A 23,880-nucleotide genomic window follows, 5' to 3' on the forward strand; every position below is an offset into this window, starting at 1 on the left:
TCCCTCCCACCACCGATCGCACCGCTCAGAGCAGTTCGCTAGCCCGCTTGGTGGGTACTCCCCGACACGTCCCGCACCGCCGGACAGCCACAGCCGCAATCCGGGACACTCTGCCGTACCTTTCGTGTGCCCGGGGAAAGGACGCCATGTCGGACAGCTCCTCGCCGCGCGCCGCCGTCGTCGCCACGCGCGAGCCGGAGGGCGCGGCGCTGCTGCGTTCGCTCACGCCACTGCTCACCGAATGGCTTCCGCGGCAGCGCTGGTTCGCCGGGAAGGGGCGCCCTGTCAGCGGGTTCGCACTCGTCGCCGCCACCGAGCTGCTGCCGTGCACGAGCGGCGCCGCTCCGGGTCTGCTGCACCTGCTCGTCCGGGCCCGCCAGCCCGGCGGGCCGGAGCAGACCCATCCTGTTCCCGCCGACTGCTACCAGTTGCTGCTCGGCGTGCGCGACGCCCTGCCGCCGCCGCTGGCCGGGTCCCTGATCGGGCACCCCGCCGACGGGCCGCTGGCCGGCCGCACGGTGTACGAGGCGCTGCACGATCCGCGGCTGGCCGCCGTACTGCTGGAGCGGCTGCGCTCCCCCGGCCGGCTCGGCCCGCTGCTCTTCCAGCGGGAGCGCGGCACCACGATCCCACAGGGGCTGCCGCCCAGGCCGCTGAGCGTGGAGCAGTCGAACTCCTCGGTGGTCTACGGCGACAGCCACATCCTCAAGCTGTTCCGCCGCGTCAGCCCCGGCGTCAACCCCGATCTGGAACTGCCGCTCGCCCTGGCGCGGGCCGGATCGGACCGGGTGCCCGCGCCGGCCGCCTGGTTCGAGGCGCGCCCCGGCGAACGCCCCGGCGAGGTCGGTGAGGCGGGCGAGCCGATGACGCTGGGCGTGCTCCAGCCCTTCCTGCCCGGCACCAGCGACGGCTGGCAGCTCGCGCTGGGCTCGCTGGCGTCGCACGGCGACTTCTCCGGTTCCGCGCGTGCGCTGGGCCGGGCGATCGCCGAGGTGCACACCACGCTGGCGCAGGCACTGCCGGTGACGGCGCTGGGCCGCCGCCAGCTGGAGTTCATCGCCTCCGGCATGAACGAGCGGCTGGAGGCCGCGGCCGCCGCCGTACCCGCCCTGCGCCCTTACCGGGGAAAGCTGCACACCGTCTTCGACGCCGTCGCCGGACTCGGCCGCGGCGGGCGGTCCTGGTCCGCCCAGCGCATCCACGGCGATCTCCATCTGGGCCAGGCGCTGTGCGCGGGGGACGACGGCCGCTGGTCGGTCATCGACTTCGAGGGCGAGCCCGCCCGTCCCATCGCCGAACGCCGCCGCCCCCAGCCGGTGGTGCGGGACATCGCGGGGATACTGCGCTCCTTCGACTACGCGGCGTGCCAGCACGCCCGGTCCTCCCCCGGCGAGGGCGGGTGGGCCCGCGAGTGGTCCGAGAAGAATCGTGACGCCTACTGCTCCGGTTACGCCGACGCCTCCGGCTCCGACCCGCGCGACGAGGACGTCCTGCTGCGCGCGTACGAGACGGACAAGGCCGTCTACGAAGTGCTCTACGAGGCCAGGCACCGCCCCGCCTGGCTCGCCATCCCGATGTCCGCCGTCCAGCGGCTCGCGGACACCTGAACGATTCCGTGCACAGGAGGCCCCTTCCGTGACCCCCCGTCCCGACAGCCGACCGTTCTCCGAAACCTCCCCGCGGCCCGTCCGCACCGGCGGCCGGGACGAGGACGCCGCCCCGGCCGCTTCCCCCGGAGTCACCGGACCCGAGGGCCCGGCCGGAGCCGCGGCCCCCTCCGGGGGGAAGGCCGCGGTGAAGAAGACCGCGGCGAAGAAGACCGCCGCGAAGAAGACCGCGACCGAGAAGGCCGTGGCGAAGAAGGCGGTGGCGAAGAAAGCCGCCGCGAAGAAAGCCGTGACCGGGAAGAAATCGGTGACCGGGAAGGCCGCCGCCAAGAAGGCCCCGGCGGGCAGGACCGCGGCCGGGTCCGCCGGGAAGACCCCCGCGAGGAAGGCCGCGGCCGGGAAGACGGCTGCGACCGAGCCCGTGGCCCTGCGCCAGGACGAGCCGCTGAAGGACCACGCCCCCAACTGGCCCGGCGCCCGCCCGCCCGCGCCGCGCCGGAGCGACGACGCCCCGGCCGGGCAGGGCGTCGGGCGCGCCGCTCCGCTCGACCCCGGCGAGCGGCAGCGCCTGCTCCACGGCTCCCACCACGACCCGCACACGGTGCTCGGCGCGCACCGGGTGCCCGGCGGGGTGCTGTTCCGGACACTGCGGCCGTACGCCCGCCGTGTCGCCGTCCTGGCCGGGGGTGTGCGGGCCGAGCTGCACGACGACGGGGACGGGCTGTTCTCCGGCGTGCTCCCGCTGGCCGCCGAGCCCTCGACGCCCTCCTACCGGCTGCTGGTGCGCTACGGGGAGGAGCCCGGCGAGGACGAACTGGAGACCGAGGACCCGTACCGCTTCCTGCCCTCGCTCGGCGAGCTGGACCTGCACCTGATCGGCGAGGGCCGCCACGAGGAGCTGTGGCGGGCGCTGGGCGCGCGTCCCATGACCGTCGACGGGGTGGCCGGCACCCGCTTCACCGTCTGGGCACCCAACGCCCTGGGTGTGCGGGTCGCCGGGGACTTCAACTGCTGGGACGCCACGGCCGCCCCCATGCGCTCGCTGGGCGGCAGCGGCGTGTGGGAGCTGTTCCTGCCCGGGGTCGGCGCGGGCGCGCTGTACAAGTTCGACATCACCCGCCCGGACGGCTCCCACACCCTGCGCGCCGACCCGATGGCCCGCCGCACCGAGGCCCCGCCGGCGACCGCCTCGGTCGTGGAGGAGTCGGCGTACACCTGGCACGACGGGGAGTGGCTGGCGCGCCGCGCCGAACGCGCGCCCCACCGGGCACCCCTGTCGGTCTACGAGGTGCACCTGGCCTCCTGGCGCCCCGGGCTGACCTACCGCGAACTGGCCGAGCAGCTCCCGGCGTACGTCAAGGACCTGGGCTTCACCCATGTGGAGCTGATGCCCGTCGCCGAGCATCCCTTCGGCGGCTCCTGGGGCTACCAGGTCACCGGCTTCTACGCGCCCACCGCGCGCATGGGCACCCCCGACGACTTCCGCCACCTGGTCGACCGCCTCCACCAGGAGGGCATCGGGGTTCTGATGGACTGGGTGCCCGCGCACTTCCCCAAGGACGAGTGGGCGCTGGCCCGCTTCGACGGCACCGCCCTGTACGAGCACTCCGACCCGGCCCGCGCCGAGCACCCGGACTGGGGGACGCTGGAGTTCAACTTCGGCCGCACCGAGGTCCGCAACTTCCTGGTCGCCAACGCCGTCTACTGGTGCGAGGAGTTCCACATCGACGGCCTGCGCGTGGACGCCGTCGCCTCGATGCTCTATCTGGACTACTCGCGCGAGCCCGGCCAGTGGACCCCCAACGTGTACGGCGGCCGGGAGAACCTGGACGCGGTGGCCTTCCTGCAGGAGATGAACGCCACCGTCTACCGCCGCTGCCCCGGCGTGATCACCGCCGCCGAGGAGTCCACCGCCTGGGACGGGGTCACCCGCGCCACCCACCAGACCGGGCCGGGCGGCTTCGGCGGGCTGGGCTTCGGCTTCAAGTGGAACATGGGGTGGATGCACGACTCCCTGGAGTACATGGTCAGGGAGCCGGTCCACCGCAAGTACCACCACAACGAGATGACGTTCTCGATGGTGTACGCCTACTCGGAGAACTACGTCCTGCCCATCTCCCACGACGAGGTGGTGCACGGCAAGCGTTCGCTGGTGTCGAAGATGCCGGGCGACTGGTGGCAGCAGCGGGCCGACCACCGGGCGTACCTGGGCTTCATGTGGTCCCACCCGGGCAAGCAACTGCTTTTCATGGGGCAGGAGTTCGCCCAGGGCGCGGAGTGGTCGGAGGCACACGGGCCGGACTGGTGGCTGCTGGACCCGGCGTACTCGGCCGCCGACGACCACCAGGGGGTGCGGGACCTGGTCCGCGACCTCAACCGCGTCTACACCGCCACGCCCGCACTGTGGGAACTGGACACCGATCCGGCCGGCTTCTCCTGGATCGAGGGGGGCGCGGCCGACGACAACGTCTTCGCGTTCCTGCGGTACGCCGCCGACGGCTCGCCGCTGATCGCCGTCTCCAACTTCTCCCCCGTCGTCCGGCACGACTACCCGATCGGCGTCCCCGAGGGGTTCCCCGCCTGGCGGGAGGTCCTCAACACCGACGCGGCGCGGTACGGCGGGAGCGGCGTGGGCGACCCCGGAACGCTGAAGGCGGACGCGGCCCCGGCGCACGGCCGCCCGGCCGGCATCGCCCCGACGCTGCCGCCGCTGGCGACGATCTGGCTCGTCCCCGCCTGAGCCGTACGCCGCCGCGGCGGGCACGGAGGAACCGCGGCGGCCCTGCCCGGCGGGGGAGAGGGGGCAGGGCCGCCGCGGTTGGCCCGGAGCGTTCACGGGGAGGTCAGACGCCCGCGGACTCCTCGGCGGCGGGCCCGGCGGGGGCGGGGTCCCGCGTGGTCCCGTCATCGGCGGTCCGGCGGGGGACGCCGTGGGTGGCGTGGTCGAGAAGGGTCCGCTCGTCGAAGGGGACGCGGCCGGCCAGCACTTCGCCGGCCCGCTCCTTGTCGATCTCCCTGGTCCAGGTGCCGACCAGCACCGTGGCGACCGCGTTGCCGGTGAAGTTCGTCAGCGCGCGGGCCTCGCTCATGAACCGGTCGATCCCGACGATCAGGCCGACGCCGTCCACCAGCTCCGGGCGGTGGGACTGCAGGCCGCCGGCGAGGGTGGCCAGGCCGGCGCCGGTGACACCGGCCGCGCCCTTCGAGGCGACGACCATGAAGACGAGCAGGGAGATCTGCTGCCCCACCGGGAGCGGCTCGCCCATCGCCTCGGCCACGAACAGGGAGGCCATCGTCAGATAGATCGCGGTGCCGTCGAGGTTGAACGAGTAGCCCGTGGGGACGGTGATGCCCACGACCGGCCGGCTCACCCCCAGGTGCTCCATCTTCGCGATCAGGCGCGGCAGCGCCGACTCCGACGAGGAGGTGGACAGGATCAGCAGGAACTCGCGGCCCAGATACCTCAGCAGGGCGAGGAGGTTCACCCCTGCCACCAGTTTCAGCAGTGTGCCCAGCACGACGAAGACGAACAGCAGGCAGGTGGCGTAGAAGCCGATCATGATGACGGCCAGGGACGTCAGCGCGTCCACCCCGGTCTCGCCGACCACCGCGGCGATGGCGCCGAAGGCCCCGGCCGGGGCCACCCACATGATCATGGCCAGCACCCGGAAGACCAGCCGCTGGACGTGGCCGACGCCGCGCAGCACCGGCTCGCCGGCCGGGCCCATCGCCTGGAGCGCGAAGCCCACCAGCAGGGCCACCAGCAGGGTCTGGAGCACCTCGCCCTCGGTGAAGGCGGAGACCAGCGTCGTCGGGATGACACCCAGCAGGAAGTCGGCCGTACCCTCGCCGGCGCCCTCGGCCTGCGCCGCGCCGGTGCTCCTGGCCTCCTCGGTGAGCCGGAGTCCGGATCCGGGGTCCAGCACGTTGCCGACGACCAGGCCGATGGCCAGGGCGACGGTGGACATCACCAGGAAGTAGCCGAGCGCGAGCCCGCCCACCGCGCCGACCTTGGCGGCCTTCCGCACGGAGCCGATGCCCAGCACGATGGTGCAGAAGATCACCGGAGAGATCATCATCTTGATGAGGCCGACGAATCCGGTGCCCAGCGGCTTGAGCTCCCTGGCCACGCCCGGGGCTGCGAAGCCGAGCGCGATGCCCGCCAGAACGGCCGCGACCACGGCGATGTAGAGGTAGTGGGTGCGGTCCCGCGCCTTGGGCTGCGTGGTCCGCCCCGTCCGCGCGCCCTGCTCGTTCCGGGCGCTCTGCTCGTTCTGCGATGACACTTCGGGCTCCTCGGGTGTTGCGGCTCCGACTCGCATGGAGTCCCGGCGACTATGCACCCGGGCGTGAGGCCGATCACCGTTGTGTGCGTTACGTACGCGGAAAGCCCGCCCGCAAGGCGGAATCCCGGCCCCTTCCGGCCCCCGGGAGGGGCCGCGCGCGGCGGGCGGGCAGGTGGGTGGGCCGGACGTCAGCCGCACTACCGCTGGTGCGGCTGACGTCCGGCCGCGCCCGGTCCGGAGCCGGGGCGGCCCGCCTCCGGATCCGGCTGTTGAGTTCACGGCGGACCCCGGGCAGGCTGGGCGCCTGCAACGGAAAGTAGCCGAACGATGACCAGGAGCCCTCCCGACGGGCGGGCGCCGAGGAGGCCCCATGCGCCGTCTCACGGATTACGTGTTCGCTGTCCGCGCAACCGATGCGCCCCCCGCTCCCCCCGGCCTCGAAACGGTGGAGATCGCCTGGGGGCCCGGCACGGACGGCGCCGAGGACCCGGCCGAGGCCGTGCTCGACGCCCTGAGGGACAGTGAACTGTCCTGGGAGGACCAGAGGTCGCGGACCGTCTTCCTCGCCCCGCCCGGCTCCTCTGGTCTCGTGCCCTACGCCGCGGTCCACGGGTTCTTCGCCCGCTGGATCGACGTCCACGTCGACGGGGTCCTCCTCGAACTCTCGGAGGTGAACACGGAGCGGGTGGGCCCCGGCGGCCCCGGGACACCGGACGGGACCCTGAAGTGGGCCCAACTCGGCGGGCCCCGCTGCGAGGGCGTCCGCTGGGTCCCCTACGCCCCCGCGTCCGACGGGACACTCGCCCCGGCCGCCGCGCGCACCGTCCGCTCCGCCCGGCGGCTGCGCATGGTGCCGCCGGACCGGGGCGCGGACGCCTTCACCATGCTGGCCCGGGCAGGGCGGCTGCGGCGCAGGGGCGACAGATGGCGTCTCCCCTTCCTCTCCACCGGCACCGAACCCGTCCCCGCAGGCAAGGACGACCCGTTCCAGGGCATCGACCTGGAGGGCATCAGGATGAGGGCGGACGCGCACCGCACGGAGAGCAGGCGGTCCGACAGGCCGGTGCCCGACGTCGCCCGGCCGGCCCCGGTCAGCCGACTCGGCCAGCGGATCGCGGAGGCGAACACCGTGCCCGTCCGGTCGCTTCTGCCCGGTCTGGGCTCCTGTTCCGACGGCGGCGGAAGGTGGTCCTGTCCCAGGGACACCGGGGACCACCCGGAGGACCTGCCGCTGAGGCTGCACGGGGACAACCTCGTACGGTGCCCGCGCTGCGACTCGAAGGAGAAGGTCGGGCCGGTGCGGCTCACGGCCGAGGCGTTCGGTGTGACGCCGGACCAGGCGGCGGCTTACATCCTGGACGGCGCCGCAGCCGATCCCCTCGTGCCCGGCGCGGCCGTCGTCGCCCACGTCGTCGGCGTCGAACCGGCGGGCTTCGAGTGCCGGATCCGCCAGCCGGGCACCGGCCGGGAGCATCGGGCGACACTGAGTGCCGTGGACTTACTCAAGATCCGGGACTTCCGGAAACGCTCCCTGCGTGCCGGCGACAGCGTCACCGCGCTGGTCCTCCCCGGCCGAAGGCCCCATGGTCCGGACGGCGCGGCACGGCTGTCGCCGACGGCTCCGAAGCTGGTGGAGCGAATACTGGCGGGCTACGTACCGGAGCTGACGGCGGGACGGGTCCGGGTCATGAGAACCGTCCGGCGCGCCGGGGCCCGGACCAAGGTCGTCGTGGCCGGCACCACCAGGGCCGACGCCAGGGGGGCATTCATCGGCAAGGACAGGAAACGGATCCTCTGCGTGAGGGAGATACTCAACCGCGGCCTGACGGAGGAGAAGATCGACATCGTCGAGTACGCGGCCGACCCCGCGACCTCGCTGGCCTTCGCGATGGCTCCGGCGAAGGTCAGCCCCGCCGACGTCATCGTCGAGCGCGGCTGCGCCGTCGTCATGGTCCCGCTCCATCAGATGGACAACGCCATCGGCGAGGGCGGCCTGAACGTCGAGCTCGCCGGCCTCCTGGCGGGGCTGTACACCAGGGTCGTCCGGAAGGGGGACGATCCACGCCCGGTCCTCGACCGGCTCATCGCCGAAAGGCACTGAGAAAGGCGGGTGGGAGGGACCGGTGCGAGAGCCGGCGGCGGTGCGGTCGTCCCGGCGGCGCGGGCACCGGGACGACGGCACCGGACGGGTCAGAAGACGGCCTCGGTCTCGTCCATCCGGTCCTGCGGCACCGTCTTCAGCTCGGTGACCGCGTCCGCCAGCGGGGCCATGACGATCTCGGTGCCGCGCAGGGCCGTCATCATGCCGAAGTCGCCGCGGTGCGCGGCCTCCACGGCGTGCCAGCCGAAGCGGGTGGCCAGCACGCGGTCGTACGCGGTGGGGGTGCCGCCGCGCTGCACATGGCCGAGGATGACCGGGCGGGCCTCCTTGCCCAGGCGGTGCTCCAGCTCGATGGCGAGCCGGTTGCCGATGCCGGTGAAGCGCTCGTGCCCGTACTGGTCGATCTGCCCCTTCTCGTAGGGCATCGAGCCCTCGGCCGGACGAGCGCCCTCGGCGACGCAGACGACCGCGAACTTCTTGCCGCGCGCGAAGCGCTCCTCGATCATCTTGCACAGGTCGTCGATCTGGAAGGGCCGCTCGGGCACGCAGATGCCGTGGGCGCCGCCGGCCATCCCCGCCTCCAGCGCGATCCAGCCCGCGTGGCGTCCCATGACCTCGACGACCATCACCCGCTGGTGGGACTCGGCCGTCGTCTTCAGCCGGTCGATGGCCTCGGTGGCCACGGTGACGGCCGTGTCGAAGCCGAAGGTGCGGTCGGTGGCGGAGATGTCGTTGTCGATCGTCTTGGGCACGCCCACCACCGGCAGCCCGGCGTCGGCGAGCATCCGGGCGGCGGTGAGGGTGCCCTCGCCGCCGATCGGGACGAGCGCGTCGAGGCCGAGCCTCTCCAGCAGTTCCTCGGAGTTCCGGCACGCCTCCCGCAGCCGGTCGCGCTCCAGCCGGGCCGAGCCCAGGATGGTGCCGCCTCTGGCGAGGATGCCGGAGACGGAGTCGATGTCGAGTTCGCGGTAGCGGCCGTCGAGCAGGCCCTTGAAGCCGTCCTCGAAGCCGATGACTTCGTCGTGCCGGTCGACCACGGCGCGGTGCACGACCGAACGGATCACGGCGTTCAGACCGGGGCAGTCGCCGCCTGCGGTGAGGACTCCGATGCGCATGGGGATCGCTTCTCCTGCTCGCTGCTGGTTCGGGGGTGCGCCGCCGGGATTGTTTCACGCCCTGAACGCATTCCCGCCTCCCGTCTCACATACCGTTCGGGACACGACCGGCACGCGGCATCGAAGGGCCCGGCGGTAAGGTCAAGAGTAGTCAAAGGAACAAGTGTCCGGACGAGTCCCGCCGGGGCCTTTCCCGCAGCTTCCGGCGGGGTTTCCGCCGGATCCCCGAGGTCTCCCGCGGCCCCTCGCCGGCCTCGGGCACTTTTCCGCAACGGCGTGCCCGGGTACCCGACGGGGGAGCACGGCCCGGAGGATCCGGGCACGACGAGCAGGGAGAGCACACGTGACGCGCAGCGTGTACGTGACCGGCATCGGCCGCGGGGACGGCCGCCAGGTCGTGGAGCTGGGAGTCATGGAACTCCTGTCCCGGCGGACCAGCCGGGTCGGCGTCTTCCGCCCGCTCGCCCACGACGGCCCCGACCCCATCTACGACCTGCTGCGCAGCCGCTACCGGCTCTCCCAGCCCGCCGGGACCGTGGTCGGGCTCGGCTACGACGAGGCCGTGGCCGTCCTGGCCGACCGGGGCACCGACGAACTGGTGTCGCGGCTGGTCGACCGCTTCCGCACCGTCGCCCGCGACTACGAGGCCGTCCTCGTCCTGGGCACCGACTTCGCCGGCACCTCCCTGCCCGCCGAGCTGGCGCTCAACGCCCGGCTGGCCAACGAGTTCGGCGCCCCGGTGCTGCCGGTGGTGGCCGGCACCGGTCAGGACACCGAATCGCTGAACGCCGAGGTCCGCAACGCCTACCACGCGTACGCCTCGCTGGGCTGCGAGGTCCTGGCGATGATCGCCAACCGGGTCCCCGACGGCGCGGCGGTCGGCGCCGTCGGCCTGGACGGGCATCTTCCGGTGCCGGTGTACGCCCTGCCCGAGGACCCCGCGCTGGCCGCGCCGACCGTCGCCCAGGTCGCCGAGGCGCTGGGGGCGAAGGTCCTCCAGGGGGATCCGGCCGGGCTCGCCCGCGATGTGCGCGGCTTCGTCTTCGGCGGCGCGACGCTGCCGACCTTCCTGCCCGCGCTCACCGAGGGCTGTCTGGTACTCACCCCCGGCGACCGCGCGGACCTGGTCGTCGGGGCGCTGGCCGCCCACTCCGCGGGCTCCCCCGCCATCGCCGGGGTGCTGCTCACCGTCGGGGAGCACCCCGGCGGGGAGACGATGGCGCTGGCCGCCCGGCTCTCCCCGGGCACTCCGGTGCTGTCGGTGCCCGGCGGGTCGTTCTCCACCGCCGGGGAGCTGATGTCCCTGGAGGGCAGGCTGACCACGGCCAACCCGCGCAAGGCGGAGATCGCCCTCGGCCTCTTCGAGGGCCGTGTGGACACCGCCCGGCTCACCGAGCGGCTCTCGGTGGTCCGCGGCGACCGGGTCACCCCGATGATGTTCGAGCACGAGCTGATCGAGCGGGCGCGGGCCGACCGCCGGCACGTCGTCCTGCCGGAGGGCACCGAGGAGCGGGTGCTGCGGGCGGCCGAGGTGCTGCTGCGCCGGGGCGTGTGCGACCTGACGCTGCTGGGGGACGAGACCGCGATCCGCAAGCGCGCCGCCGAACTGGGCATCGACCTGGGCCTGCTGGAGCCCGACGAGCTGCCCGAGGGGGCGGGCGCCTCCGCCCGCGCCGTGGACCCGTACACCTCGCCGCTGCGCGAGCGCTTCGCCGAGCTGTACGCGAAGCTGCGCACCCACCGGGGCGTCACCTACGAACTGGCCTACGACCAGGTGGCCGACGTCTCCTACTTCGGCACCCTGATGGTCCGGGAGGGGCTGGCCGACGGCATGGTCTCGGGCGCGGCCCACTCGACGGCGGCGACGCTGCGGCCGGCCTTCGAGATCATCCGCACCAAGCCGGACGCCGAGATCGTCTCCTCGGTGTTCTTCATGTGCCTGGCCGAGAAGGTACTGGTCTACGGCGACTGCGCGGTCAATCCCGACCCGGACGCCGGGCAGCTCGCCGACATCGCCGTCCAGTCCGCCGCCACCGCCGCCCGGTTCGGTGTGGACCCGCGGATCGCGATGCTGTCGTACTCCACCGGCACCTCCGGCTCCGGCGCGGACGTGGACAAGGTGCGGCGGGCGACGGAACTGGTGCGCGAGCGCCGCCCGGACCTGCTGGTGGAGGGGCCGGTCCAGTACGACGCGGCGGTGGAGCCGTCGGTGGCGGCGACCAAGCTGCCGGAGTCGAAGGTCGCGGGGCGGGCCACCGTACTGGTCTTCCCCGACCTGAACACCGGCAACAACACCTACAAGGCGGTACAGCGCTCGGCCGGCGCGGTGGCCGTCGGTCCGGTCCTGCAGGGTCTGCGCAAGCCGGTCAACGACCTCTCGCGCGGTGCGCTGGTGCAGGACATCGTCACCACCGTGGCGATCACCGCGATCCAGGCGCAGCAGAGCCGGCGGGCCGCGGGCGCGGTGACCGGGTCCGCGAAATCCACGGAATCCACGGAATCCACCGGACCGACCGGCCCCGGGGGGAAGGCTGCGAACGAGTGAGAGGCACCCGCGTCCTCGTCCTGAACACCGGCTCCTCGTCGGTGAAGTACCAGCTCCTGGACATGGCCGACGGCTCCCGCCCGGCCGCCGGCCTGGTCGAGCGGATCGGCGAGCGCACCTCGTACCTGCGCCACGTCCCGGCAGGCGGCCCGCGGCGCGAGCGTGAGGAGCCGGTGCCCGACCACCAGGCGGCGCTGGGGGCGGTCGCCGACGAACTGGCCCGCGACGGACTGGGCCTGGACTCCCCCGAACTGGCCGCCATCGGCCACCGGGTGGTGCACGGCGGGCGCCGCTTCACCGAGCCGACCGTGATCGACGACGCGGTGCTGGCCGAGATCGAGCGCCTGGTGCCCGTCGCTCCGCTGCACAACCCGGCCAATCTGGCGGGCATCCGCACGGCCATGGCGCTGGCGCCGCATCTGCCGCAGGTGGCGGTCTTCGACACCGCCTTCCACACGACGATGCCGGAGTACGCGGCCCGGTACGCCGTCGACACCGCCGTCGCCGACGCCCACCGGGTGCGCCGCTACGGCTTCCACGGCACCTCGCACGCGTACGTCTCACGCAGGACGGCCGAGCTGCTGGGCCGGGATCCGTCCGGGGTGAACGTCATCGTGCTGCACCTGGGCAACGGCTCGTCGGCCTCGGCGGTGCGCGGCGGGCGGTGCGTGGACACCTCCATGGGGCTCACCCCGCTGGAGGGCCTGGTGATGGGCACCCGCTCGGGTGATATCGACCCGGCGGTGGTCTTCCATCTGGCGCGGGTCGCCGGGATGTCGGTCGACGAGATCGACGTCCTGCTGAACAAGCGCAGCGGTCTGCTGGGCCTGTGCGGGGACAACGACATGCGGGAGGTCCTGCGCCGGATGGCGGGCGAGGGGCCGGACGCGGAGTCGGCGAGACTGGCCTTCGACGTCTACGTCCACCGGCTGAAGAAGTACATCGGCGCCTACTGCGCGGTGCTCGGCCGGGTGGACGCGGTGGCCTTCACCGCCGGGGTCGGCGAGAACGCCGCACCGGTGCGGCAGGCCGCCGTCGACGGGCTGGAGGGCCTGGGCCTGGCCGTGGACGCGGAGCTGAACGCCGCGCGCGGCGGCGGGCCCCGGCTGATATCCCCGCCCACCGCACGGGTGGCGGTGGCCGTGGTGCCCACCGACGAGGAACTGGAGATCGCCGGCCAGACGTATGCGCTGGTGGGCGACGGCACCGTGGGACGGAAGTGAGCCGGCTCACCACCTGGAACGTTCCGCCACTGAACAAAAGATAGGATCGCCCCATGCGCCGTTCCAAAATCGTCTGCACCCTGGGCCCCGCCGTGGACTCCTACGATCAGCTCAAGACGCTGATCGAGGCCGGCATGAACGTGGCCCGCTTCAACATGAGCCATGGCAGCCACGCCGAGCACGAGGAGCGCTATCACCGTCTGCGCAAGGCGTCCCAGGAGACCGGGCGCGCGATCGGCGTGCTCGCCGACCTCCAGGGTCCCAAGATCCGCCTGGAGACCTTCGCCGACGGACCCGTCGAGCTGGTGCGCGGTGACGAGTTCACCATCACCACCGAGGACGTCCCCGGGGACCGCACCATCTGCGGCACCACCTACAAGGGCCTGCCGGGCGACGTCTCCAAGGGCGAGACGGTCCTGATCAACGACGGCAACGTCGCCCTCCAGGTGATCGACGTGGACGGCCCCCGGGTGCGCTGCATCGTCATCGAGGGCGGTGTGATCTCCGACCACAAGGGCATCAACCTGCCCGGTGTGGCGGTCAACGTCCCGGCCCTGTCCGGCAAGGACGTCGAGGACCTGAGGTTCGCGCTGGAGATGGGCTGCGACATGGTGGCGCTCTCCTTCGTGCGCGACGCCGCCGACGTCCGCGACGTCCACCGGGTGATGGACGAGGTGGGCCGCCGGGTCCCGGTGATCGCCAAGGTGGAGAAGCCGCAGGCGGTGGAGAACATGGAGGACGTGGTCCTCGCGTTCGACGGCGTGATGGTGGCCCGCGGCGACCTGGCGGTGGAGTATCCGCTGGAGAAGGTGCCGATGGTGCAGAAGCGGCTGATCGAGATGTGCCGCCGCAACGCCAAACCGGTGATCGTGGCGACCCAGATGATGGAGTCGATGATCACCAACTCCCGGCCCACCCGCGCCGAGGCCTCCGACGTGGCCAACGCGATCCTGGACGGCACGGACGCGGTGATGCTCTCGGCGGAGTCCTCGGTGGGCCAGTACCCGATCGAGACGGTCAAGACGATGTCGAAGATCGTCCAGGCCGCCGAGGAGGAGCTGCTCTCGCGCGGCCTCCAGCCGCTGGTGCCCGGCAAGAAGCCGCGCACCCAGGGCGGTTCGGTGGCCCGCGCGGCCTGCGAGATGGCGGACTTCCTCAACGGCAAGGCGCTGGTCGCCTTCACCAAGTCCGGTGACACCGCCCGGCGGCTCTCCCGCTACCGGGCCGCCCAGCCGATCCTGGCCTTCACCACCGAGCCCTCCACCGCCTGCCAGCTCACGCTGAGCTGGGGCGTGGAGTCCTTCTTGGTGCCGCACGTGGACCACACCGACGACATGGTGGACCTGGTCGACGCCGAGCTGCTCAAGCTCCAGCGGTACAACACCGGCGACACCATGATCATGACGGCCGGCTCGCCTCCCGGCATCCCCGGCACCACCAACATGGTGCTGGTGCACCACCTGGGCAGCGAACAGCGCTGACCCGCCGGCCCCCCGCCGCGGGCGTCAGTTCTCGTTGTAGAGGTTCATGCCCGGGATGTGCAGGTCTCCGCCGAACTGGCCGGCCTGCCTGACCGACACGTCCGTGAAGAACACCTCGGGGATGTTCAGCGGCGGTGGTGAGTCGGGGCTGAAGGTGATCGGGATGAGTCCGAAGAGCTTGCCCTTGAGCTCCTCGGTGTACATCGTCACCGTGCCGTTGCGGATGGTGGAGGTGCTGCCCTTGGCCGCCCTGACGTGCGCGGTGCTGCCGCCGGGGCCCTCCACAAGCTGGTGCAGGTCCCGGATGTCCACCGAGCGGGCGGTGAACTTCAGGACGTTCTTGACCGTGCCGTTGTGGGTGCGGACCTTGACGATGCCGTGGTAGTCCAGGCCGTGAAGGGCGAGCAGGCTGGTCTCCAGCAGCCACGGGGCGTTGGGCAGCACCGCCTCGGTCCGCTCCTCCTCGGCGCCGGCCAGCGCCCCGGCGTCGTAGGTCGGGCAGGGGAAGGACTCCTTGCCGGAGGCGTCCGCCCCGGGGACGGACGTGTCGTCCGCCGGTTCCCCGGCGTCCCTCCCACGCGCCCCGGCGGCGCCTGCGGTGTCCTCCACCGCTTCGCCGACGCGGTCGGTGGTGTCCTTCAGCCCCTTCTCGACACCTTCCGCGGCACTGCCGACTGCGTCCTTCACCGGGGTGTCGGAGCCGCCGTCCCCGGGCTCCCCGGGCTCCCCGGGCTGCGACGGGCTCGGCGAGGCGGAGGGCTCGGCCGCGGCCCCGGTCTCCTCGCCCCTGTCCTCCTCGCCGTCCGGGGTGAACAGGTCCTTGATGGCGTCGCCGATGCCCAGCGGGTCCAGCGGGTTGCGCTCCTCGGACTCCGAGGGGCTCGGCCCGGGCTCCGGCGTACCGGCGCCCTCGTCCTCCCCGCCTCCGGTGCCGCCGTCGGCGGTCCCGCCGCCGGCCGGGGGCTCGGCGGGCGCCGTGGCACCGGGCTCCGGTGCGGGAGTGGTGCCCGGCTTCGCGTCCCGGCCGGACTCGCCCCGGCCGTCCCCGCCGTCCTGAACGGACTCGTCCTTCTCCGCCTCCCGGCCGCTGCCCTCCTGCGCCTCCTTGTCGGGCGCGGTCACGCACGGCCCGTCCCTGAAGGGGTTCTTGGGCAGCGGCTCGGCGAGGGCGAGCTTGGGCGTCAGTCCCATGCCCATGAGCACGGCCGACGGCATGGCGGCCAGGGCTATCGCCTTGCCCGCGGGGACGTGCAGCCGGGTCAGCAGCGGCTTCCTCGGCGCGGCGTGGCGCGGCCCGGTCCTCGTACGCCGGGTCGCCGCGGCCGCGGCTCCGTCCTCCCGGTCCAACTCGTCAGGCGTCACGGCGCGCCCCGTTCTGTCCGTCGTCCGCCCCGGCGGGGGCCGGCTCGACGATGGCCAGGCCCACCTCCCGCGGAGCCTCTTCGGGCGCGGGACCACCGGGGAAGTCCCCGGTCTCCGCGGGCTCGGCCGGCCACTCCTTGCTCTGCACCCAGGAGACGGCCATCGCGCCGCCGACCATCGCCAGCAGGAAGCCCGCGAAGAGGCCTCCGAGGTTGGAGACCACCAGCGAGACCAGGGCCAGCAGAATGGCTGCGACTCCGCTGAACACCCGGGAGTGCGGCTGGAACCACAGGGTCAGGCCCAGCACGAACAGCAGCACGCCGATGATCAGTGATCCGGAGCCCGTGGTGGTCGCCAGCCGGAAGGACAACTGGCTCAGGCTGGGATCGGCGTACGGAATCCAGATGATCGGCACGCCGCCCAGCAGCGTCAGCAGTCCCGCCCAGAAGGGGCGCTGCCAGCGCCACAGGCGGAACGACTGCCGCCAGTGGCTGATGCGTTCACGCGCTCCCGGCGACTCGGCACTCATCAGAAAACAGCTCCCTAGGGCCGAACTGTCCATAAAGATCGATGGCACTGCGGGGAGGCGGGAGACCGGCTCTCGGCGGCCCCCCACCCCCTCTCCGCTCAGTGCGTCAGAAACACTCGTTCTTGCCCTTGGCGACATTCAGCGAAAGGCCGGAGAGCTTGAAGGTACCGGCGCTGGTGGCCCAGGACATCTGCTTGACGTCGATGAGCACGGCCTCGTCGGCCTCCTGGGCGAAGGAGCCCGGAAGCACGGCGTCGCCGTCCTTCAGGCCCGGACCCTTGCTCGTGTCGTTCGCCGAGACACCGATGTTGATGTTCTTGAACGTGGCGTCGGCGTCGAGCTGGTCGAGGTCGATGTAGAGGTTCTTCGCCTCGACGACCTTGCCGTCGTTGCCCGCGTTCAGCTTCACCGAGACATCGCCGAAGACCGGAACGGGGATCACGACGGACTGGCACAGCCCCCTGAGCTCGGCGCTCTTGAAGGCCGACACGGCGACGGGGACCTTCTTGCCCCCGTGCACGGTGTCGATCGTGCCGTACTGCACGAACCCCTTGCCGTCCAGCCGGTCAACCGAGACCTTCGCCTGCTGACCGGAGACGCTGAACGACGCGGCGAGCGCACCCTGTGCCAGGGCGACCCCGACCGCCGCCGTGGCGGCAACGCTGGGGACCATGACGACGGCGAACCGCTTCCATCTGGTCCCGCCACGAGCCACAGACTCCATGACTTTCCTCCTTCTCGGACGTACATCTCCGGCCCGGGCCGGACCCGGACGGGATGGGAGAAGTGCTACGTCCTCGGGAAGGAGAGCGCCGTTCCCCGGATTCACCAGATTCCGGAGCGCCGGCGATCACCCCCGAGCGACAACCACTGGCCACGCTCTCGCGCAACCTGCCGGACAGGCCCCGCCCTTCGGCAGAGACCCCCCTGTCCGCGGCCGGCGTCACCGACGCCGGCCCGCCCGGTGGGGACCCATCGTCCGGCTGTGCCCGGATGTGGTGTGCCGGGCTGCGGACGATGGACCGAGCGTGGCCGATCGTGGTGCATGAGGGGCCGGGGCACAAGGGGCTCGTTACTTGCGAGTAACGGGAGGACGGCAGACCCCGCGCCGAGCGTAATCGCACAAGCACCCAGGGTTGCGGGGAGAAACGACGGGCGAGCGGATCAACCGGACTCGGCGGGATCAAACACCCCAGACGATTTACTGCGAGTAACAGCGGCCGCGATTACCAAGTTTCGGTAAAGTCGCGGCCGCTGTTGATCGTTATGTCAATAAGTCCCGGACCACCGGAACCGGCAGGTCAGAAAAGCACCCGGGCAAGGGCACCACGTGCCGCGACCACCCTCGGATCCTCGTGTCCGACCACCTCGAAGAGTTCCAGCAGACGGACGCGGGCGGCCTCCCGGTCGTCCCCCGCCGTACGGCGGACCGTCTCCACCAGCCGCCCGAAGGCGTCCTCGACGTGCCCGCCCGCAAGGTCGAGGTCGGCCGCCCTCAGCTGCGCCCGGGCATCGGCGGGCGACCCGGCCGCATCCTTGCGCACCTGGGCCGCGTCCAGCCCCTGGACGCGCTGCAGAAGCTCGGCCTGGGCCAGGCCCAGCCTGGCCTCGGTGCTGGCCGGGTCGCCGGCGAGCACGTTCCGGTACGCCTGGATCGCACCGCCCAGATCCCCCGCGTCCAGCGCGGAGTGGGCGGCCGCCAGCGCCGGGTCCTCCGGGGTGCCGGGCTCGGCCGGGGCCTGCTCACCGCTCTCGCCGTCCTCCACGGGAACACCGGAGATGCCGGTGATGCCGAAGCGCTGCTCGGCGACCTGGACGAGCTGGTCCAGCACCTCGCGCACCTGCTGCTCGGGTGCCGCGCCCTGGAACAGCGGCAGGGCCTGGCCGGCCACCACCGCGAAGACGGCCGGGATGCCCTGCACCCCGAACTGCTGGAAGATCATCTGGTTGCGGTCGACATCGATCCTGGCGAGGAGGAAGCGCCCGGCGTACTCGTGCGCCAGCCGCTCCAGCAGCGGCCCGAGCTGCTTGCACGGACCGCACCACTCGGCCCAGAAGTCGATGACGACCGGGACTTCGGCGGAGCGCTGGAGCACCTCCTGCTCGAAGTCCGCCTCCTCGACATCGATCACCAGGGACACCGGGGCCGCTCCGCCCGCTCCGGCGCCGCCGGCCCCACCCTGCTGCCGTGCGGCCCGGGCACGGGCCTCCTCGGCCTTCTGCTTGGCCTCCCCGGCCGCCTTCACCGCGGCGAGGTCGACCGCTCCGCTCATGGACATGTTGCGTGGCTGCATGTGACCAGTCTCCCCCGTTCCGGGACCGTTCCGCGCAGCGTGTCGCACATCGGCGCCGAGTCCCCGTCCGGCGCCAGTGGTTGTCGCGTGATCGCCGCCCGCTCCGGGGCGCCGGAACCAGCGTTTCGATACGACCCGTAGCGTAACTCATGACCCCGGCTACAGTCACCCCATGGCCGATTCCGCTCGACGCACGGGCAGGCCGCGCAGCGCCGCGGCGGACCGCGCGATCCTCGACGCGACGCGCTCGGCGCTGGTCGAGCTGGGGTGGAGCGGACTGACCATGGGGGACGTGGCCGTGCGCGCGGGGGTGGCCAAAACCACCCTCTACCGCCGCTGGGCGAACAAGAGCGAGATGGTCGTGGACGCCGTCGCCGTCCTCTTCGACGAGTTGGAGCTGCCCGACCTCGGCAGTCTGCGGGCGGACGTCGAGAGCGTGGTGCTTTCCTTCGCCGCGCTCCTGGAGCGGCCGGAGGCGAAGACGGCCCTGATGGCCGTCGTCGCCGAGGCCACCCGCGACGAGGCGCTGCGCTCCCGCATCCGCACCGCCGTCGTGGAGCGCCAGAAGCACCTGGTGGTCGAGGGCCGCCGCCGCGCCCAGGCCCGCGGTGAACTCCCGCCCGACGCGCCCGGCCCGGAGGGCGCCGCCGCGGCGGACCGTGCCGCCGATCTGATCTTCGACGTGATCGCGGGCGCGGTCGTCCACCGCTCGCTGGTCAGCGCGGGAAGCGTCACCCCGGTGTGGGCCCGCGCCCTGACCGCCCTGCTGCTGCACGGCCTGTCGCCCGCCGCCGGCCCCGCCCCGGACGGCCGCGGCGGCCCCGTGGGCGTCTGACGGCCTCCGGCGGCGCCCGGCCCCCGCCCTTCCGGGACGGGGGCCGGGCGAGGTCCGGAACACCGCGGCGGACGGCGGCACGCCGCGCCGCCGTCAGAAACCGGCGGGCTCGGTGTAGACGCCCCACTCGTCGCGCAGCACTCCGCAGATCTCGCCCAGCGTCGCCTCGGCGCGCACCGCGTCCAGCATGGGTTCGATCATGTTGGAACCGTCCCGGGCGGCGGCCAGCATCCCGTCCAGGGCGGCGCGCACACGCGCGTCGTCGCGCCCGGCCTTGCGGTCGGCCAGCACGCGCACCTGCTCGCGCTCGACCTCGTGGCTGACCCGCAGGATCTCCAGATCACCGGTGACCGAGCCGGTGTTGCAGTTGACGCCGACGACCTTCTTCTCGCCCTTCTCCAGCGACTGCTGGTAGCGGAAGGCGGCCTCGGCGATCTCACCGGTGAACCAGCCGTCCTCGATGCCGCGCAGGATGCCGGAGGTGATCGGGCCGATGGGGTGGTTGCCGTCCGGCACCGCGCGGCGTCCGCGCTCCCTGATCTGCTCGAAGATCTTCTCGGCGTCGGCCTCGATCCGGTCGGTCAGCGCCTCGATGTACCAGGAGCCGCCCAGCGGGTCGGCCACGTTGGCCACCCCCGTCTCCTCCATCAGCACCTGCTGCGTGCGCAGCGCGATCTCCGCGGCCTGTTCACTGGGCAGGGCGAGGGTCTCGTCCAGGGCGTTGGTGTGCAGGGAGTTGGTGCCGCCCAGCACCGCCGCCAGCGCCTCCACGGCGGTGCGCACCACGTTGTTGTACGGCTGCTGGGCGGTGAGCGAGACGCCCGCGGTCTGGGTGTGGAAGCGCAGCCACTGCGCCTTCTCGCTCCTGGCGCCGTACACGTCCCGCATCCAGCGCGCCCAGATCCGCCGGGCGGCGCGGAACTTGGCGATCTCCTCGAAGAAGTCCAGGTGCGCGTCGAAGAAGAACGACAGGCCGGGTGCGAAGGCGTCCACGTCCAGACCGCGCGAGAGACCCAGTTCCACGTAGCCGAAGCCGTCGGCGAGGGTGTACGCCAGTTCCTGCGCGGCCGTCGAGCCGGCCTCGCGGATGTGGTAGCCGGAGACCGACAGCGGCTTGTACGCCGGGATGCCCCGGGCGCAGTGCTCCATCAGGTCGCCGATCAGGCGCAGGTGCGGCTCCGGCTCGAAGAGCCACTCCTTCTGCGCGATGTACTCCTTGAAGATGTCCGTCTGGAGTGTGCCGTTGAGGACGGAGGTGTCCACGCCCTGCCGCTCGGCGGCCACCAGGTACATGCAGAACACCGGCACGGCCGGACCGCTGATCGTCATCGAGGTGGTGACGTCGCCCAGCGGGATGTCCCGGAAGAGGATCTCCATGTCGGCCGCGGAGTCGATGGCGACACCGCAGTGGCCGACCTCGCCCAGCGAGCGCGGGTCGTCGGAGTCGCGGCCCATCAGGGTCGGCATGTCGAAGGCGACCGACAGCCCTCCGCCGCCGGCCGCGAGGATCATCTTGTAGCGCTCGTTGGTCTGCTCGGCGTTGCCGAAGCCCGCGAACTGGCGGATGGTCCAGGTCCGGCCGCGGTAGCCGGTGGGATACAGGCCGCGGGTGAAGGGGAACTCGCCGGGCCAGCCGATCCTCTCGAACCCCTCGACGGTGTCGCCGGGCGCGGGGCCGTAGACCGGCTCGACGGGGTCGCCGGAGAGCGTGGTGAAGTCGGCGTCCCGCTTGCGTGCGGCGTCGTACCGGGCCTGCCAGCGGCGGCGGCCCTCTGCGATGGCGTCAGCGTCCATACACACAAATTTACTAGGACGTCCAAGTAATTGTCGATGGAGGACCGCCCGGTGCGGTGTGGAGAACACGGACGGTCCAGCGGGCCCCGGCGCAAGACCCGGGGCTCCCGGAGCCCCTCAGGCCCCGGCGGGCACGGCCTCGTCGTCCTCGACCAGCGGCTCGACCTCGCGCGAGACCCTCCGCTCGACGAAGAACGCGGCGGTGGGGACGGTGCCCGCGAGCAGCACCCAGGCCAGCCTGCCGAACCTCCACTTCGCCTTGGAGCCCAGGTCGAAGGCGAAGACCAGGTACAGCACGTACAGCCAGCCATGGGCGATGCTGACGACGCCGGTGAAGCCCTCCGCGCCGTCCATCTCCAGCAGGTACTTGCCGATCATGCCGATGACCAGCAGGACCAGCAGGACACCGGTGACGTAGGCCATCACCCGGTAACGGGTGAGCACGCTCTTCTTCATGCACACGAGCGTAACCGGCACCCCGCGGCGCCCGGCCCGGGCCCCGGGCCGGGCGGAGCCCGGCGGTCCGGCGAGGGCCCGGCTCAGCTTTCCTTGAAGTCCCCCGCGGCCACACGCAGCGGCCTGAGCAGCGCGAAGATCTCGTCGCACTCCTCGTCGTCGTACGCGCCGAGCCCGAAATCCATCGCCATCAGGTCGCGGGTGGCCGCCTCGCACACCTCGCGCCCCCGGCCGGTGATGGAGGCGAGCGTGCCGCGGCCGTCGTTGGGATTGGGGCGCTTGGCCACCAGGCCGGACCTCACCAGGCGGTCGACGGTGTTGGTCACGGAGGTGGGGTGGACCATCAGCCGCTCGCCGATCTTCGACATCGGCAGCTCGCCCGCCTTGGAGAAGGTCAGCAGCACCAGCGCCTCGTAGCGGGCGAAGGTCAGCCCGTAGGGCTTGACGACGGCGTCGACCTCGGCGAGCAGGATCTGGTGCGCGCGCATGACCGAGGTGATCGCGGCCATCGAGGGCACGGAGCCCCATCGCTGCTTCCACAGTTCGTCGGCGCGGGCGATCGGGTCGAACGTCAGGCTGAGCGGCTTCGGCACGGCTACGACCCTACCGGCCGGTCATATCGTGGTCAGCCCCGTCTCAGCACTCGGGCCGCCCGGCGGCGCGGCCGCCGGGCGGGGAGGGGCGGCGGTCAGCCCAGGTGCCGTTCGACGGTGGCGACCTTGGAGGCCAGACCGTCGGTGACGCCGGGGCGCACGTCGGCCTTGAGTACGAGCGACACGCGCGGCGCCCGGGCCTCGACGGCGGCCACCGCCCGCCGCACGACCTCCATGCACTCGTCCCACTCGCCCTCGATCGAGGTGAACATCGCGTCGGTGCGGTTGGGCAGCCCGGACTCGCGGACCACCCGAACCGCGTCGGCGACGTACTCCCCCACGTCCTCGCCGACTCCGAGCGGAGTGACCGAGAAGGCGACGATCACGCGTCCACCGCCCCCGTGCTGGGCCGCTCGGCCTGCCCGGCACGGGCCCGGGCTGCGATCACGCTCTCCTCGGCCTCGCGGCGCAGCAGCCTGTCGGCGTAGAAACCGCCGCCGGGCAGTACCGAGCACGCGAAGTAGAGCGCGGCGCGGCCCAGCGGCCACTTGGCGCGGTTCCAGGCGTCCAGCCAGAAGATCACGTAGAGCACGAAGAGGGCGCCGTGGACGGCGCCCATCACCGGTACCGCGTTGAACTCGGTCGTGCGCTTGAGCACGGAGCACACCAGCAGCAGCAGGAAGGAGACTGCCTCCGGGGCGGAGATCAGCCGGAGGCGGCGGAGCGCTGAAGCGGTCTTGAGGTCCACGGGAGATCCTTTGTGAAGGGATGCACAAGCTCTGCCATTGTGGCAGCCTCCCGCCGGAGGCCCGCGTCCGGGTAGATTCGCACCGTGGCTCAGTTCCGACTCCAAGGCGGCAAGGTCCTCGCCGTCGACCTGGCAGGCGACACGGTCAGGGCCAAGAACGGCTCGATGGTCGCCTACGACGGCCAGATGGCCTTCAAGAAACTCACCGGCGGCGGCGAGGGCCTGCGCGGCATGGTCGCCCGCCGCCTCACCGGCGAGCAGATGGAGATGATGGAGGTGAAAGGGCAGGGCACCTGCTACTTCGCCGACCGCGCGAGCGACATCAGCCTGGTGGCGCTCCAGGGGCAGAAGCTCCATGTGGAGTCCAGCAATCTGCTGTGCTCCGAGGGCTCCCTGCGCACCGGCACCACCTTCACCGGGCTGCGCGGCGCCTCTCAGGGCAACGGCCTGTTCACCACCACCGTCGAGGGCACCGGCACGGCCGCACTGACGTCGGACGGCCCGGCGGTGGTGCTGCGCGTCACACCGCAGCTGCCGCTCCAGGTGGACCCGGGGGCGTACGTGGCCCACACCGGGGGCCTGCGGCAGGAGTTCCAGACGGGCGTGAACTTCCGGACGTTCATGGGCGAGGGGTCGGGCGAGTCCTTCCAGATCCGCTTCGAGGGCGAGGGGCTGGTATACGTCCAGCCCAGCGAGCGGAACACGATCGGCGGTGACGTCTGACCGTGAGCGACGCACGTGCGGCCACCGGCCCGCAGACCACCACCAAAACCCGCACCCCCGCGCCGCACGGGCGGAGAAGCGAACGGAAAGACACCGTGAGCGACGCACGTGCGGCCACCGGCCCGCAGACCACCACCAAAACCCGCACCCCCGCGCCGCACGGGCGGAGAAGCTCACGAAAGGGGGGC

At 72.3% G+C, this 23,880-nt stretch carries 19 protein-coding genes; 8 read left to right on the top strand and 11 right to left on the bottom strand.

Annotated features, from left to right (window positions below; genetic code table 11):
* Positions 1 to 146: 146 nt before the first annotated feature.
* Both ACGRHY_RS07700 and glgB read left to right on the top strand, forming a co-directional pair.
* Positions 147 to 1,607: a maltokinase N-terminal cap-like domain-containing protein gene (locus tag ACGRHY_RS07700; protein WP_394634644.1), complete on the top strand. Its 1,461-nt coding sequence runs from the start codon at positions 147 to 149 to the stop codon at positions 1,605 to 1,607.
* A gap of 28 nt (positions 1,608 to 1,635) precedes the next feature.
* On the top strand, positions 1,636 to 4,347 hold the full coding sequence (glgB, locus tag ACGRHY_RS07705) for a 1,4-alpha-glucan branching enzyme (protein ID WP_394634645.1): 2,712 nt from the start codon (positions 1,636 to 1,638) through the stop codon (positions 4,345 to 4,347).
* A 103-nt stretch (positions 4,348 to 4,450) separates the two neighbouring features.
* Here glgB and ACGRHY_RS07710 read toward each other — a convergent pair whose 3' ends face one another.
* Positions 4,451 to 5,794 (bottom strand): cation:dicarboxylate symporter family transporter, encoded by a 1,344-nt coding sequence (locus ACGRHY_RS07710; protein WP_394637960.1) that lies wholly within the window; start codon positions 5,792 to 5,794, stop codon positions 4,451 to 4,453.
* 469 nt (positions 5,795 to 6,263) lie between these two features.
* Between ACGRHY_RS07710 and ACGRHY_RS07715 the strand changes: the two genes are divergently transcribed.
* Positions 6,264 to 7,994 carry a hypothetical protein gene (locus ACGRHY_RS07715; RefSeq protein WP_394634646.1) on the top strand — a complete coding sequence of 577 codons (1,731 nt, stop codon included), beginning with the start codon at positions 6,264 to 6,266 and terminating at the stop codon, positions 7,992 to 7,994.
* 89 nt (positions 7,995 to 8,083) lie between these two features.
* Here the strand turns inward: ACGRHY_RS07715 and ACGRHY_RS07720 are convergent, their stop codons facing one another.
* The gene (locus ACGRHY_RS07720) at positions 8,084 to 9,109 is read right to left on the bottom strand and encodes an ATP-dependent 6-phosphofructokinase (RefSeq protein WP_394634647.1); all 1,026 of its coding nucleotides are present in this window, start codon (positions 9,107 to 9,109) and stop codon (positions 8,084 to 8,086) included.
* Positions 9,110 to 9,452: 343 nt separating this feature from the next.
* Here ACGRHY_RS07720 and pta point away from each other — a divergent pair, with 343 nt between their 5' ends.
* The 3 genes from pta to pyk are packed head-to-tail and all read left to right on the top strand — an operon-like array spanning position 9,453 to position 14,358.
* Positions 9,453 to 11,654, top strand: a complete 2,202-nt coding sequence (pta, locus tag ACGRHY_RS07725) for a phosphate acetyltransferase (RefSeq protein WP_394634648.1) — start codon at positions 9,453 to 9,455, stop codon at positions 11,652 to 11,654.
* The gene (locus ACGRHY_RS07730) at positions 11,651 to 12,877 is read left to right on the top strand and encodes an acetate kinase (RefSeq protein ID WP_394634649.1); all 1,227 of its coding nucleotides are present in this window, start codon (positions 11,651 to 11,653) and stop codon (positions 12,875 to 12,877) included. Before pta ends, ACGRHY_RS07730 begins: the two co-directional genes overlap by 4 nt.
* Positions 12,878 to 12,930: 53 nt before the next feature.
* Positions 12,931 to 14,358: a pyruvate kinase gene (gene pyk, locus ACGRHY_RS07735; protein ID WP_394634650.1), complete on the top strand. Its 1,428-nt coding sequence runs from the start codon at positions 12,931 to 12,933 to the stop codon at positions 14,356 to 14,358.
* A 24-nt stretch (positions 14,359 to 14,382) separates the two neighbouring features.
* Here the strand turns inward: pyk and ACGRHY_RS07740 are convergent, their stop codons facing one another.
* The 4 genes from ACGRHY_RS07740 to ACGRHY_RS07755 form a co-directional block, all read right to left on the bottom strand.
* A complete protein-coding gene (locus tag ACGRHY_RS07740) occupies positions 14,383 to 15,720 on the bottom strand; it encodes a hydrogenase expression protein HypF (RefSeq protein ID WP_394634651.1) in 1,338 nt (445 codons plus the stop codon).
* Positions 15,710 to 16,249, bottom strand: a complete 540-nt coding sequence (locus tag ACGRHY_RS07745; RefSeq protein WP_394634652.1) for a DUF6114 domain-containing protein — start codon at positions 16,247 to 16,249, stop codon at positions 15,710 to 15,712. The genes ACGRHY_RS07740 and ACGRHY_RS07745 overlap by 11 nt, the downstream gene beginning before the upstream one ends.
* A gap of 106 nt (positions 16,250 to 16,355) precedes the next feature.
* The gene (locus tag ACGRHY_RS07750; RefSeq protein WP_394634653.1) at positions 16,356 to 16,973 is read right to left on the bottom strand and encodes a DUF6230 family protein; all 618 of its coding nucleotides are present in this window, start codon (positions 16,971 to 16,973) and stop codon (positions 16,356 to 16,358) included.
* 577 nt (positions 16,974 to 17,550) lie between these two features.
* Positions 17,551 to 18,543, bottom strand: coding sequence for a tetratricopeptide repeat protein (locus ACGRHY_RS07755; protein ID WP_394634654.1), 993 nt, complete (start codon positions 18,541 to 18,543; stop codon positions 17,551 to 17,553).
* A gap of 172 nt (positions 18,544 to 18,715) precedes the next feature.
* On the opposite strand from ACGRHY_RS07755, the gene ACGRHY_RS07760 reads away from it, so the two are divergent.
* Positions 18,716 to 19,378, top strand: a complete 663-nt coding sequence (locus tag ACGRHY_RS07760; RefSeq protein ID WP_394634655.1) for a TetR/AcrR family transcriptional regulator — start codon at positions 18,716 to 18,718, stop codon at positions 19,376 to 19,378.
* A 93-nt stretch (positions 19,379 to 19,471) separates the two neighbouring features.
* Here ACGRHY_RS07760 and icmA read toward each other — a convergent pair whose 3' ends face one another.
* The 5 genes from icmA to ACGRHY_RS07785 form a co-directional block, all read right to left on the bottom strand.
* Positions 19,472 to 21,172 carry a coenzyme B12-dependent isobutyryl-CoA mutase large subunit gene (icmA, locus tag ACGRHY_RS07765; protein WP_394634656.1) on the bottom strand — a complete coding sequence of 567 codons (1,701 nt, stop codon included), beginning with the start codon at positions 21,170 to 21,172 and terminating at the stop codon, positions 19,472 to 19,474.
* Between the two features lie 117 nt (positions 21,173 to 21,289).
* On the bottom strand, positions 21,290 to 21,628 hold the full coding sequence (locus ACGRHY_RS07770; RefSeq protein WP_394634657.1) for a DUF3817 domain-containing protein: 339 nt from the start codon (positions 21,626 to 21,628) through the stop codon (positions 21,290 to 21,292).
* Between the two features lie 83 nt (positions 21,629 to 21,711).
* Positions 21,712 to 22,221, bottom strand: a complete 510-nt coding sequence (locus tag ACGRHY_RS07775; RefSeq protein WP_394634658.1) for a MarR family winged helix-turn-helix transcriptional regulator — start codon at positions 22,219 to 22,221, stop codon at positions 21,712 to 21,714.
* A gap of 95 nt (positions 22,222 to 22,316) precedes the next feature.
* Positions 22,317 to 22,607 carry an MTH1187 family thiamine-binding protein gene (locus ACGRHY_RS07780; RefSeq protein WP_394634659.1) on the bottom strand — a complete coding sequence of 97 codons (291 nt, stop codon included), beginning with the start codon at positions 22,605 to 22,607 and terminating at the stop codon, positions 22,317 to 22,319.
* The gene (locus ACGRHY_RS07785) at positions 22,604 to 22,969 is read right to left on the bottom strand and encodes a DUF3817 domain-containing protein (protein ID WP_394634660.1); all 366 of its coding nucleotides are present in this window, start codon (positions 22,967 to 22,969) and stop codon (positions 22,604 to 22,606) included. Before ACGRHY_RS07785 ends, ACGRHY_RS07780 begins: the two co-directional genes overlap by 4 nt.
* 84 nt (positions 22,970 to 23,053) lie before the next feature.
* Between ACGRHY_RS07785 and ACGRHY_RS07790 the strand changes: the two genes are divergently transcribed.
* A complete protein-coding gene (locus ACGRHY_RS07790) occupies positions 23,054 to 23,692 on the top strand; it encodes an AIM24 family protein (RefSeq protein WP_394634661.1) in 639 nt (212 codons plus the stop codon).
* The last annotated feature ends 188 nt before the right edge of the window (positions 23,693 to 23,880 follow it).

It is taken from the genome of Streptomyces shinuiensis (assembly GCF_043660855.1).
Classification (GTDB): Bacteria; Actinomycetota; Actinomycetes; order Streptomycetales; family Streptomycetaceae; genus Streptomyces.

Coding starts and splice junctions, on each gene's coding strand:
- ACGRHY_RS07700 (WP_394634644.1), top strand. CDS start 147: ATGTCGGACAGCTCCTCGCCGCGCGCCGCCGTCGTCGCCACGCGCGAG.
- ACGRHY_RS07715 (WP_394634646.1), top strand. CDS start 6,264: ATGCGCCGTCTCACGGATTACGTGTTCGCTGTCCGCGCAACCGATGCG.
- ACGRHY_RS07720 (WP_394634647.1), bottom strand. CDS start 9,109: ATGCGCATCGGAGTCCTCACCGCAGGCGGCGACTGCCCCGGTCTGAAC.
- pyk (WP_394634650.1), top strand. CDS start 12,931: ATGCGCCGTTCCAAAATCGTCTGCACCCTGGGCCCCGCCGTGGACTCC.
- ACGRHY_RS07745 (WP_394634652.1), bottom strand. CDS start 16,249: ATGAGTGCCGAGTCGCCGGGAGCGCGTGAACGCATCAGCCACTGGCGG.
- ACGRHY_RS07750 (WP_394634653.1), bottom strand. CDS start 16,973: ATGGAGTCTGTGGCTCGTGGCGGGACCAGATGGAAGCGGTTCGCCGTC.
- ACGRHY_RS07755 (WP_394634654.1), bottom strand. CDS start 18,543: ATGCAGCCACGCAACATGTCCATGAGCGGAGCGGTCGACCTCGCCGCG.
- ACGRHY_RS07760 (WP_394634655.1), top strand. CDS start 18,716: ATGGCCGATTCCGCTCGACGCACGGGCAGGCCGCGCAGCGCCGCGGCG.
- icmA (WP_394634656.1), bottom strand. CDS start 21,172: ATGGACGCTGACGCCATCGCAGAGGGCCGCCGCCGCTGGCAGGCCCGG.
- ACGRHY_RS07770 (WP_394634657.1), bottom strand. CDS start 21,628: ATGAAGAAGAGCGTGCTCACCCGTTACCGGGTGATGGCCTACGTCACC.